We start from the raw sequence: 11,566 nt of genomic DNA on the forward strand, positions 1-11,566 counted from the left end.
CCTCCTTTTCATGATTATCCTCTTAAAACTGCGCCTGCTTTTTCTTCTACTGCATGTAACACTTTATCATGAACTTTTGTTACTTCTTCATCTGTGAGTGTTTTTTCAGGGTTGAAATATCGCAATGAGAAGGCAATTGACTTTTTGCCTGGCTCCATATGCTCCCCTTCGTACAAATCAAAGACTTTTGCTTCTTTTAATAGAGAACCGCCAGCTTCTTTGATAATGCTTTCCAATTCTCCTGCTGCTTTCCCTTGATCCACGACAAGAGCAATGTCTCTTGTAATAGATGGATATTTCGGGATTGCCTCGTATTGAAGCGGAGATACATCCGCTGTCAAGATAGCCTCAAGTAACAATTCACATACATATGTTTCTTTTAAATCAAGTTCTTTTTGTACAGTTGGATGAACTTGACCGATAAAGCCTATTTTTTTGCCTGATAAATAAATTTCTGCTGTTCGTCCCGGATGAAGACCTTCAATAGCAGTTTGACGATATTCTACTTCTGTTTGAAGTCCGAGCTTAGCAAACATTCCTTCAAGAATTCCTTTTAATACGAAGAAGTCTACTTCCTTCTTTTCACCCTGCCATTGATGGAGATTCCACAAACCTGTAATTGCTGCAGCCATATGCTCACGTTCTTCAGGTTGTTCTTCGTTTCCTTTTCCTAAAAAGACTGTCCCTATTTCATATACTGAGACGGAATCATTTTGACGAGCAAGGTTATATTTTACTACTTCTAGCAGCTGTGGAAGAATGCTTAAGCGAAGCTTGCTTCGATCCTCACTCATCGGCATAGCTAAAGCAACTGGTTCACGTTGTTCGAGAGCGTATTGAGCCGCTTTCGCCTCACTTGTTAAAGAATAAGTTACCGCCTGGAAAAGACCCGTTCCTTCTAAATACTTGCGGACAACTCGACGCTTTTGCTGATAAGCAGAAAGTTTCCCCGGTGTTGAAGCACCAACTGGCAATGTTTTAGGAAGATTATCATAGCCGTACAGACGCGCTACCTCTTCAATTAAGTCTTCTTCAATCGTGATATCGCCGCGGCGCGTTGGAACAGTCACTGTAAAGGTCTCATTATCAGAAGTAACTTCAAAGCGTAGTTTTTCAAAAATGCTGATGACTTCATCTGCCGTGATCGTTGTTCCAATCACAGAATTAATTTTCTCTAATGTGATCGACACTACCGCCGGTTCTACTTTCAATGTATCCACTTCAACGGAACCTTCTAAAATTTCTCCGCCAGCATACAAGGCAAGCATTTCTACTGCTCTTTCAGCTGCTAGCCGTACACGGTTCGGATCAATGCCTTTTTCATAACGAGAGCTTGCTTCACTTCTTAAACCATGATCTTTTGAAGCCCCTCTAATCGTCAAACCTTTAAAATACGCTGATTCAAGCAGGACCGTTGTCGTATCAGACTGCACTTCAGAGTTGGCGCCGCCCATTACACCCGCAAGCGCTACTGGTTCAGAACCATTAGTGATCACAAGATGGTCCTCTGTAAGTGTTCTTTTAGCGTCATCTAATGTCACGATTTCTTCTCCGTTTTTAGCACGGCGGACCAAAATTTCTTTTGAGCCAAGACGATCATAATCAAAAGCATGAAGAGGCTGACCGTATTCTAATAACACGTAATTCGTGATATCAACGACATTATTATGCGGACGGATTCCAGCTGCCATTAATCTTCCTTGCATCCATAATGGGGAAGGACCAATTGTTACATTTTTGATTACTTTTGCCACATAAAGAGGATTATCTTCATTTGCTTCTACAGTGACTTTAATATAATCAGAAGCTTTTTCTGAAGTTGTTTGAACTTCTGGATTTGGCAATTTTACATCTCTTCCTAAAATCGCTGCCACTTCATAGGCAACTCCAAGCATGCTTAAGCAATCGGCTCTATTTGGCGTTAATCCAAGCTCTAGAACTTGATCATCTCTGTTTAATTCAGAAATCGCATCTTCCCCAACGGTAACGTTTCCTGGGAAAACAAAGATTCCTTCAGAGTATTCTTTTGCAACGAGCTTTGTTTCCACCCCAAGCTCCTGAAGGGAACAAATCATCCCGTGTGATTCTTCACCGCGAAGCTTTGCCTTTTTAATCTTAAAGTTTCCTGGCAGCACAGCGCCCACTTTTGCAACTGCAACCTTTTGTCCTTTATCGACATTAGGCGCACCGCAAATGATTTGTACAGGCTGATCTTCGCCTACATCAACTAAACATTTATTTAATTTGTCAGCATTCGGATGCTGTTCACGCTCTAGTACGTGACCAATGACAACTCCCTTGATGCCTTCATTTAAAACTTCCACACCTTCTACTTCTATTCCGCTCTTTGTGATCTTCTCTGCAAGTTCATCTGCTGTGACTCCTGTTAAGTCCACATATTCTTGCAGCCATTTATAGGAAACAAACATGTAAAAATCCTCCTTTATTGTCTAGCTCCACTTCTGATTATTATTCGTGCATTGAAAATTGTTTTAAGAACCGGATATCGTTCGTGTAGTAATGTCTAATATCATCCACACCGTATTTCAGCATCGCGATTCTCTCAGGTCCCATTCCAAAAGCAAAACCTGTATATTTTGTAGAATCATAGCCGGCCATTTCTAAGACATTTGGGTGTACCATCCCAGCACCTAAGATTTCAATCCAGCCAGTGCCTTTACATACATTACAGCCGTGTCCCTTACAAATTTTACAAGAGATGTCCATTTCAACCGATGGCTCTGTAAACGGGAAGAAGCTAGGACGAAGGCGAATTTCACGGTCATCCCCAAACATTTTTTTCGCAAATACATCCAAAGTACCTTTTAAATCACTCATTCTGATATTTTCATCGACAACAAGACCCTCAATTTGCATAAATTGGTGAGAATGAGTCGCATCATCGTTATCGCGGCGATATACTTTACCTGGACAAATGATTCTAACCGGTCCTTTTCCTTCATTTTTCTCCATTGTTCTAGCCTGCATTGGAGAAGTATGCGTACGAAGAAGAATTTCTTCTGAAATATAGAAAGAATCCTGCATATCACGTGCGGGATGTCCTTTTGGCAAGTTCAACGCTTCGAAATTGTAATAATCCTTTTCAACCTCTGGTCCCTCAGCGATTGTATAACCCATCCCAATAAACAAATCTTCAATTTCTTCAATGATACGAGTAAGCGGGTGATGATTTCCGCTATTTACAGGACGGCCTGGAAGTGTAACATCAATCGTTTCTGAAGCTAGTTTCTTTTGCACCGCTTCTTCTTCAAGCACCTTTTGTTTTTCCTCAATGCCGGATGAGATAATATCTCTCACTTCGTTTGCTAAAGCTCCCATTTTCGGACGTTCTTCAGCTGAAAGCTTGCCCATTCCTTTTAATACTTCTGTAATAGGCCCTTTCTTACCTAAATAGGACACACGAATTTCATTTAATTCTTTCAGATCAACTGCTTTTTGCACAGCTTCTAACGCTTCTTGCTGCAGCTCTTTTAATCGTTCTTGCATGTCTTCATCTCCTTCATGATTTGCGATTTTTTTTACAAAAATAAAAAAACCTCTATCCCAGAAAGGGACGAGGTTTTGAATTCGCGGTACCACCCTAATTAGCACACCAGTTATGAAAACTTCGTTGTGCTCACTTCATTATGATAACGGCTCAGGAAGCCGATACATCTTTACATTTCTAGGTTTAGAAATGGTCCCGATGCCAACTCAGGAGGTGAACTTCACTTACTTTCTACAATAAAAATGCTTTCAGTCTAAGGCATTTTCTCCCTAAAAAGTTCGGGTAAGCTACTTTTCTCCGTCAATGTTTTTGAATATGTAATTAACGCTGTTTATTATAGTACATTCCTTTCCTAGTTTCAAATGGATTATGCCTATTTTTTACCCTTTTAAATAAAAAAGCAAGATTCCTGCAGCAACCGCAACATTTAGGGATTCACTTTTCCCAAGGATCGGAATATATAAATTGCCGTTCGTTACAGCAAGCATTTCTTTATTGACTCCTTCTCCTTCATTTCCTACCAATAAAGCAAATTGAGAGGATGGAGAGATTTCCTTATAGGACTGACCATTTTCCAAAGCCGTCCCATAGACAGGAATATTTAATTTTTGAAGTGTTTCTATCCACTGAAACAAATCTCCTCTGATAACTGGCAGGTGAAAATGGCTTCCCTGTCCTGATCGCAAGACCTTCGGATTGTATATATCTACACTTCCATGACCGACGATGACAGCATCGATTCCAGCAGCATCTGCTGTTCGAATCATCGTCCCCAAATTACCGGGATCTTGAACAGAATCAATTAACAAAAAGCTTTTGCCTTCGATATTCGTTATATCAGATTTTTCTCCCTCACATACCGCGAAGATTCCTTGCGGCGTTTCCGTATCAGACAATTCTTTTATAATTTCGTTTGTGACTGTCGTGACAGGGGTAGATCCGAAATCCCATCTCTGGGGCATTTCTGATTCTTCACTTATAATCAAATCCAGCACCTTGTTTGCTGCCAATGCTTCTTCAACAAGATGAAATCCTTCAATGAGAAAGGTTCCTGTTTTATCACGTTCTTTTTTCGTTAAGAGCTTTTTCCATTGTTTAACTTGCGGATTTTTTGCAGACTGTATGTACTTCACCTTTGCTACTCCTTTACTTTCTCTTGCGTTTTCTTATTATAGCTTAACCGATATACATAATAAATCCAAAAATTGAAAACCTATATAAAGAAGACTTCCATCAGTCGCGGTTTTGTTCATCCCACTGATGGTTAGTCGCACTTATCGGACCTCTACAGGCAGTTAGGTGTCTTACTGCCTGTTGAGGTGGGATAGAGAAGTAAACTAAATAAGGAGTGTTTCTTTTATGAACTTAAACCTTCGAAATGCTATTGTTCATAATGTTTCTGGTAATACTCAAGACGAATTACGAGATACCATCGTCGATGCCATTCAAAATGGGGAGGAAAAAATGCTCCCTGGTCTTGGCGTTCTTTTCGAGATCATCTGGAATAACTCTAACGAAGAAGATCGTAAAGAAATGCTTGATGCTCTAGAAAGTGGATTAAAATAAGAATGCGCAAAAAGAACCTCAAGCGTCATGCTTGAGGTTCTTTTCTTAATCGAAAACCACTTTATTTACCGCTTCTTGGTCAAGGCGCTTAACTACTTCAACAATAAGCTTTACTGCATTTTCATAATCATCACGATGAAGCATAGCAGCATGAGAATGAATATAACGAGTAGCGATCGTAATAGCCAGTGTCGGAGCTCCTTGATGTGATAAATGGATGGAACCAGCATCCGTTCCCCCGCCAGGAATATGATCGAATTGATACGGAATATCTAATTCATCGGCAACTCCCGTCACAAAATCCCTCAATCCTTTATGTGATACCATTGATGCATCATAAAGGATAATTTGCGGCCCTTTCCCCATTTTACTTTTTGCTTCTTTTTCCGAAATGCCTGGAGTATCGCCTGCGATTCCCACATCAACAGCAAATCCAATATCCGGCTGAATCACTTGAGCTGCAGTCTTTGCGCCGCGCAAACCAACTTCTTCCTGAACTGTTCCTACTCCATACACGATATTTTGATGATCCGTTTCTTTTAACTGCCTTAAAACATCAATGGCGATGGCACAGCCAATTCGATTGTCCCAGGCCTTAGCAAGAAGCATTTTTTCATTGTTCATTACGGTAAATTCAAAATAAGGCACAGCCATATCCCCTGGTCTTACTCCCCATTCCTCTGCTTCCTCACGGCTGGAAGCACCAATATCAATGAACATATCCTTAATATCAACAGGCTTTTTGCGTGCCTCCGGCGATAAAATATGAGGCGGTTTTGAACCGATTACCCCTGTCACATCTCCTTTACTTGTTACAATCGTCACACGCTGTGCAAGCATAACTTGCGACCACCATCCTCCTACCGTTTGGAAGCGAAGAAAGCCTTTATCAGTGATTTGTGTAATCATAAATCCAACTTCATCGAGATGGCCTGCCACCATAATTTTTGGCCCGCCTTCTTTTCCAACCTTCTTTGCAATCAAACTGCCTATCCCATCATTCGTCACTTCATCCGCAAATGGAGTTATGTATTTTTTCATGACCTCTCTCGGTTCACGTTCATTTCCCGGAATCCCTTTTGCATCGGTCAGGCTTTTGAGCATTGTTAATGTTTCATCCATTTTAGCCATTATTTCGACTCCTTTATTTAAAAGTAATGGTCATCCATATGATAGCGAATACCTGATGAAATGTACAAAAATTTACCTAGTATCCATCTTGCTGCCTTTTATAATTTACTTCATTTTTTTTAATATATGCTTCTTTAATATCTTCATCCTTGAATCCTAGCAAACTGGCTAAAAATAAATAATCCTCAAACATTTTTTTATATGCTTCCACTGTTCTTTTTTTACGAAAGTGCTGTACCGATTCGTATACAGTTAAAAATTGCTCCGTCATGGTACACTCTTTGGAATGCCTGCTTGAGATCACTTCTATTTTTTCAAAACCGCAGTTCAGCCCCAAAGAAACCATAAAATGAATCCCATCCACAAATTCCTCTAAGATGACTTCTTGAGGGGATGGGGATTTTAAGCTCCAAAATTTAAAACTGCGAGTCTCATTTGCTAGTTCGCCAATTTCCACCAACAGCGCTAACACTTTCTGATCAAATAAGTCACTCTGTTCTAATCCATGCTTTTTTTCGATATGTTGATCCAAACCCTTTTGCATTTTGAAAATTTCCTGTAACTCCACCCTTTTCACCAGCCCTTTTTTTCTCTATTCTAAAGAAAGTTACTAAAAAAATAAATGACTGAAACTTTTTCTCGTTTGAATCGTAAATAAGGAAAAGAGATGTGGAGGATATTTGATCATGATGTTTATACGATTTCTTTTATTTGCCGTTATCATTTTTTTAATATACAGCGCTATCAAATATTTACTGAATCCAAAACGAAAACTCGAACTTGCGCATGAACAGAAGCAATTTTATTTTCTAGATTATAAAAACGACGTTAGAAAAAATTTCCATCTCACTTATAAAGGAGTTCTATTTGAAGGAGAGAAATATTTAGGTACAACTGAAAATGCTTTTGAAGTTGTTTCCGTTTTTATATGGCCTCAACGAGTAGAGGCACTCAATGGTTTAGTAAGAGAAGACTTTGAGTTTATCGAGAAAAAGGTACTTGAATTGTATCCAAATGCCAAAATCGACTGGAAGAGCCCTATTCATGAATTTTTGAAAAAAGACCATGAAACAAAGTCCCCTTTCTCCAAAATTGACAACTAAAATTACTTTGAATAGGATAATAAATAGATAATATAAAATATTCTAAAAAAACACTTTTTCACTAAAGTGTTTTTTGTTTACTTGAATTTTAACAATTTATTGTATTTTTCCAAAAAACAATATAAAATTATTATTATAGTACAGTACTAAATTATATTATTGTAAGATAACAGGGAGGGGTTTTTCATGGGGGAAAGACTTCAGCTTTGGTCGAATAAATTGTGGGATATGCATGACCAAACAAAAAGACTTTTATCATTTTCCCTAGGTACTCCATCCACAAAAGTGGGCGGCAGTACGACAGCAAAAGAAACAGCAAGTCCTCAACCAGAGAACAGTCCAAGAAGAAAAAGAACAAGGGGACAATCCATAGGACTGTGGTTAGGACCAATTTTATTTTTATTAACATTGTTATTTTTATCACCGGAAGGGATGACAAAGGAAGCCCTTGCTGTCTTGGCAAGCACCCTTTGGATAGCAACTTGGTGGATTACGGAGGCATTACCGATTCCAGTTACATCACTGCTTCCTATTATTCTATTTCCGTTAACAGGTGCAGTTGAAGGCGGCGTTACAAGTGCATACGCAGATAACACCATTTTCCTCTTTCTAGGCGGATTTGTGGTAGCGATTGCATTGGAAAAATGGAACTTGCATCGCCGAATCGCATTAAACATCCTTTTGGTTGTTGGAACGAGTACAAACCGCATCATTCTTGGCTTTATGGTAGCTACCGGATTTCTATCCATGTGGATTTCCAATACAGCAACTGCGATGATGATGATGCCAATCGCATTATCCATTATTACACATGTAAATGATTCATTAGCAAACTCAAAAGAAAAAGAAAAGAATTTTGGAAAAGCGGTCTTACTGGCAGTAGCTTATTCTGCTTCAATTGGAGGTCTTGCCACTCTAATCGGGACACCGCCAAATACCATTTTTGCCGGAGTTGTAAAAGAACTATACGGTATTGATATTTCATTCGCAAAATGGATGATTTTCGGTGTACCAATTACGATTGTACTCCTTTTCGCCTCATGGTATTACTTAGTTAAGATTGCATTCCCAATGACAGTAAAAGAATTACCAGGAGGGAAAACGGTCATCCAAGAACAGAAAAAAGATCTTGGAAATATGAGCTATGAAGAAAAAGTAATAGCTGTTGTATTTGTTGCAACCGCACTCGCTTGGATTACAAGAACTTTCATCTTAAATTCATTTCTTCCAGGACTTGATGATACGATGATTGCGATTGCAGCTGCCGTTGTTCTTTTCCTTATCCCATCAAAAAATTCAAAGGATGGAAGATTGCTAAACTGGGGAGATTCCAAAAAAATTGACTGGGGAGTATTATTACTCTTCGGCGGCGGTTTAGCCATTGCAAAAGGCTTCAAAGATACTGGTCTTGCTCAATGGATCGGGGAACAATTGAATGTCCTGCAAGGAGTACAGTTAATTCTTATCATTGGAGCTATTGCACTGATTGTTTTATTCCTAACAGAGATTACTTCTAACACTGCAACAGCAACGATGATGTTTCCAATCATGGCTTCGCTGGCATTATCCTTAGATGTTCATCCGTACGCATTAATGGTAGCCGCAGGAGTCTCAGCTTCATGTGCATTTATGCTTCCTGTTGCTACTCCGCCAAACGCTGTTGTATTTAGCAGCGGGCAGATTAGAATTAATGATATGGTAAAGGCAGGATTTTGGATTAATATCTTTTGCGTCTTCATCATTACCCTGTTCGCGTACTATTTCTTACCAATAGCTTGGGGAATTGATATCACGGTCTTCCCTGAGGCCTTAAAATAAGATAAGCAAACCGGATTCCGTTTAAACGGATCCGGTTTCTTTTTTCCTTCTGTTTAAGCCGGAGCTTTGAAGAACTCCCGCCATTTTATAATCGTAACTTTTTCACGAAGAATGTACACTAGTACAGTTATAGAAAACAGGATGATGACAATCATTGATGGCGTAAAACGACTAATAAACTCCCCAAAGACCGTATAAAAAAACGCCAACGGAAGGTTGCTCACTATAGATGTCTTCATATAATCTTTAAAATTTCTCTGTCTTTCTAATAAGCAAAAATTTAATAAATGATAGTGTATAAACGGAACTAAGCGCAGCACAGCAATCTGTCCCGTAGTAAGGTTCCGATATTCACCAAACCACTTTTTCTTGATAGAAGATAATTTTTGATGAGTTTTTGGGGCTTTGCACAGGATCAGATAAAATAATAAGCTGCTAAAGAATAGGCCAATCAGCGAATAGACCGTTCCTGCGGTAGTTCCAAATAAAACTCCGCCAGCCATACAAATGACTACAACTGGAACGAATAAAAACTGTCTAAAGATATGAAATAAAATAAAAACGAGAGGTGCCAAAATTCCGCCGGTTTCCGCGATTATGAAGAGCAATGCTAACTGCTCATCCAAACCATCACCTTCTTTTGCTTTTAGATTCTAGTTGCTTATTAACAAGCTTATAGAAAATATACAGCATTATGACACATTAATTTTAAATAAGGCAGTCCACCTTTTATATGAAGAGATAAACAATGACCGCTAACTCGGCTATAGTGAGTGCCGGCAATCCCCATTTAAACTGATTATGTTTTGTTTTGTGCCTGAACCATTTCATTCCAGCAAAAGCTCCTAACGCTCCTCCAATGAAGGACACCGTCCATAAAGTTCTTTCTGAGATACGGTACTCATTACGCCTTGCTTTTCTTTTATCTATGTACATTAAAGACAGTGCAATCCCATTGATCACCAGGATATACGCAATAAAATATGTAGACATTTTAAGTGTTCCCCCTAAAAGAATAAGAGCCACTCTCATTGAGAATGGCTCTAGTAGTTAAGAAAGTCAATTACTTTCCTAAGTTCATTTTAGCAACAGATGCTAATTCAGCAAATGCTTTTTCATCATTTACTGCTAAATCAGCAAGCATTTTGCGGTTTACTTCGATACCAGCAAGGCTTAATCCGTGCATTAAACGGCTGTAAGAAAGACCGTTCATACGAGCAGCTGCATTGATACGAGTAATCCATAGCTTACGGAAGTCGCGCTTCTTCTGGCGACGATCACGATAAGCATACATTAATGATTTCATTACCTGTTGATTTGCAACTTTATATAATGTATGTTTTGAACCAAAATAACCTTTAGCTAATTTTAAAACTTTTTTACGACGTCTGCGAGTAACTGTACCGCCTTTTACACGTGGCATAGTTTTTCCCTCCTATATTTCGGAATATTACTTTAGGTTTGTTAATAAGTTACGGATACGTTTGTAATCTCCTGAAGAAACAATAGCTCCCTTGCGAAGTTTACGCTTTTGCTTAGTAGATTTGTTAGCAAATAAGTGGCTTGTATAAGCATGTGAACGCTTCAGTTTACCAGATCCTGTTCTCTTGAAACGCTTAGCAGCGCCACGGTGAGTTTTCATTTTTGGCATTATGGGATTCCTCCTTGTTTATTACTTCTCGTTTTTTGGAGCAAGCATCATGAACATGCTTCTTCCGTCCATTTTTGGATACGATTCAACAGTAGCAACCTCTTTGCAAGCAACTGCGAAACGATCCAGAACACGTTGACCAATTTCTTTATGTGTAATCGCACGACCTTTAAATCGGATCGAAGCTTTTACCTTATCGCCTTTTTCTAAAAACTTAATGGCATTACGTAACTTCGTATTAAAGTCATGCTCATCAATTGAAGGACTAAGACGAACTTCTTTAACATTAATGATCTTTTGGTTTTTACGTGCTTCTTTTTCTTTCTTCTGCTGTTCGAATTTGAACTTACCATAGTCCATAATACGGGCTACTGGCGGCTTTGCACTCGGCGCAACCAGAACAAGATCAAGATTTACACGTGTAGCAATCTCAAGTGCTTCATTCTTTGATTTAATTCCTAATTGCTCGCCATTTTGGTCAATAAGACGAACTTCGCGGGCACGAATACCCTCGTTTAACAACATGTCTTTGCTAATAGTTAGACACCTCCAAGGTTTATTACGAACACAGCGTTTGAGTCAAGAAAGTCTCACATATAAAAGATTTTATAATAGCACCGACCCATTTCATCACATGACTCAAGCTTGATACGCAGTAGTTAACATTCTTTTTACAAATAAAAAAGTGCGGATGAAAACACCCACACTTACGAAGTCAAAAGTAAAAAAATTGTTCGTAAAACCTGCCAACTGCTTTATGCGTCAATCAGGTGAGAAGCGGGTGCTTCT

General features: G+C 39.0%; 13 protein-coding genes and 2 other annotated features (1 of these 15 only partly in view). Of the genes, 3 read left to right on the plus strand and 10 right to left on the minus strand.

Annotation, left to right across the window (positions count from 1 at the left end; genetic code table 11):
• Positions 1-14: 14 nt before the first annotated feature.
• The 3 genes from pheT to CZ487_RS20770 form a co-directional block, all read right to left on the minus strand.
• Positions 15-2,429, minus strand: a complete 2,415-nt coding sequence (pheT, locus tag CZ487_RS20760; RefSeq protein ID WP_077214188.1) for a phenylalanine--tRNA ligase subunit beta — start codon at positions 2,427-2,429, stop codon at positions 15-17.
• Between the two features lie 40 nt (positions 2,430-2,469).
• Entirely contained in the window at positions 2,470-3,507 is a 1,038-nt protein-coding gene (pheS, locus tag CZ487_RS20765; protein WP_077215408.1) for a phenylalanine--tRNA ligase subunit alpha, read from the minus strand.
• A gap of 60 nt (positions 3,508-3,567) precedes the next feature.
• Positions 3,568-3,821 (minus strand) — a binding site (T-box leader).
• 67 nt (positions 3,822-3,888) lie between these two features.
• A complete protein-coding gene (locus CZ487_RS20770; RefSeq protein ID WP_077214189.1) occupies positions 3,889-4,641 on the minus strand; it encodes a TrmH family RNA methyltransferase in 753 nt (250 codons plus the stop codon).
• 226 nt (positions 4,642-4,867) lie between these two features.
• Between CZ487_RS20770 and sspI the strand changes: the two genes are divergently transcribed.
• Entirely contained in the window at positions 4,868-5,074 is a 207-nt protein-coding gene (gene sspI, locus CZ487_RS20775; RefSeq protein ID WP_077214190.1) for a small acid-soluble spore protein SspI, read from the plus strand.
• 45 nt (positions 5,075-5,119) lie between these two features.
• On the opposite strand, the gene CZ487_RS20780 is transcribed toward sspI, so the two are convergent.
• Positions 5,120-6,205, minus strand: coding sequence for a M42 family metallopeptidase (locus tag CZ487_RS20780; RefSeq protein WP_077214191.1), 1,086 nt, complete (start codon positions 6,203-6,205; stop codon positions 5,120-5,122).
• 76 nt (positions 6,206-6,281) lie between these two features.
• The gene (locus CZ487_RS20785) at positions 6,282-6,773 is read right to left on the minus strand and encodes a dUTP diphosphatase (RefSeq protein WP_077214192.1); all 492 of its coding nucleotides are present in this window, start codon (positions 6,771-6,773) and stop codon (positions 6,282-6,284) included.
• A 118-nt stretch (positions 6,774-6,891) separates the two neighbouring features.
• Between CZ487_RS20785 and CZ487_RS20790 the strand changes: the two genes are divergently transcribed.
• Positions 6,892-7,308, plus strand: a complete 417-nt coding sequence (locus tag CZ487_RS20790) for a sigma-w pathway protein ysdB (RefSeq protein WP_084783341.1) — start codon at positions 6,892-6,894, stop codon at positions 7,306-7,308.
• 186 nt (positions 7,309-7,494) lie between these two features.
• A complete protein-coding gene (locus tag CZ487_RS20795) occupies positions 7,495-9,126 on the plus strand; it encodes an SLC13 family permease (protein WP_077214193.1) in 1,632 nt (543 codons plus the stop codon).
• Between the two features lie 53 nt (positions 9,127-9,179).
• Here CZ487_RS20795 and CZ487_RS20800 read toward each other — a convergent pair whose 3' ends face one another.
• The 5 genes from CZ487_RS20800 to infC form a co-directional block, all read right to left on the minus strand.
• The gene (locus tag CZ487_RS20800; RefSeq protein ID WP_077214194.1) at positions 9,180-9,752 is read right to left on the minus strand and encodes a TVP38/TMEM64 family protein; all 573 of its coding nucleotides are present in this window, start codon (positions 9,750-9,752) and stop codon (positions 9,180-9,182) included.
• Positions 9,753-9,855: 103 nt separating this feature from the next.
• Positions 9,856-10,119 carry a DUF1294 domain-containing protein gene (locus CZ487_RS20805; RefSeq protein WP_077214195.1) on the minus strand — a complete coding sequence of 88 codons (264 nt, stop codon included), beginning with the start codon at positions 10,117-10,119 and terminating at the stop codon, positions 9,856-9,858.
• A gap of 70 nt (positions 10,120-10,189) precedes the next feature.
• Positions 10,190-10,549, minus strand: coding sequence for a 50S ribosomal protein L20 (gene rplT, locus CZ487_RS20810; protein WP_077214196.1), 360 nt, complete (start codon positions 10,547-10,549; stop codon positions 10,190-10,192).
• Positions 10,550-10,576: 27 nt separating this feature from the next.
• Positions 10,577-10,777, minus strand: a complete 201-nt coding sequence (gene rpmI, locus CZ487_RS20815) for a 50S ribosomal protein L35 (protein ID WP_077214197.1) — start codon at positions 10,775-10,777, stop codon at positions 10,577-10,579.
• Between the two features lie 21 nt (positions 10,778-10,798).
• Entirely contained in the window at positions 10,799-11,302 is a 504-nt protein-coding gene (gene infC, locus CZ487_RS20820; RefSeq protein ID WP_077214198.1) for a translation initiation factor IF-3, read from the minus strand.
• Positions 11,303-11,450: 148 nt separating this feature from the next.
• Positions 11,451-11,566: a sequence feature (ribosomal protein L20 leader region), on the minus strand; it runs 10 nt beyond the window's last position.

This window comes from Robertmurraya dakarensis, assembly GCF_900156875.1.
In the GTDB taxonomy this organism is placed as follows: domain Bacteria; phylum Bacillota; class Bacilli; order Bacillales; family Cytobacillaceae; genus Robertmurraya; species Robertmurraya dakarensis.

Coding starts and splice junctions, on each gene's coding strand:
- pheT (WP_077214188.1), bottom strand. CDS start 2,429: ATGTTTGTTTCCTATAAATGGCTGCAAGAATATGTGGACTTAACAGGA.
- pheS (WP_077215408.1), bottom strand. CDS start 3,507: ATGCAAGAACGATTAAAAGAGCTGCAGCAAGAAGCGTTAGAAGCTGTG.
- sspI (WP_077214190.1), top strand. CDS start 4,868: ATGAACTTAAACCTTCGAAATGCTATTGTTCATAATGTTTCTGGTAAT.
- CZ487_RS20780 (WP_077214191.1), bottom strand. CDS start 6,205: ATGGCTAAAATGGATGAAACATTAACAATGCTCAAAAGCCTGACCGAT.
- CZ487_RS20790 (WP_084783341.1), top strand. CDS start 6,892: ATGATGTTTATACGATTTCTTTTATTTGCCGTTATCATTTTTTTAATA.
- CZ487_RS20795 (WP_077214193.1), top strand. CDS start 7,495: ATGGGGGAAAGACTTCAGCTTTGGTCGAATAAATTGTGGGATATGCAT.
- CZ487_RS20805 (WP_077214195.1), bottom strand. CDS start 10,119: ATGTCTACATATTTTATTGCGTATATCCTGGTGATCAATGGGATTGCA.
- rplT (WP_077214196.1), bottom strand. CDS start 10,549: ATGCCACGTGTAAAAGGCGGTACAGTTACTCGCAGACGTCGTAAAAAA.
- rpmI (WP_077214197.1), bottom strand. CDS start 10,777: ATGCCAAAAATGAAAACTCACCGTGGCGCTGCTAAGCGTTTCAAGAGA.
- infC (WP_077214198.1), bottom strand. CDS start 11,302: ATGTTGTTAAACGAGGGTATTCGTGCCCGCGAAGTTCGTCTTATTGAC.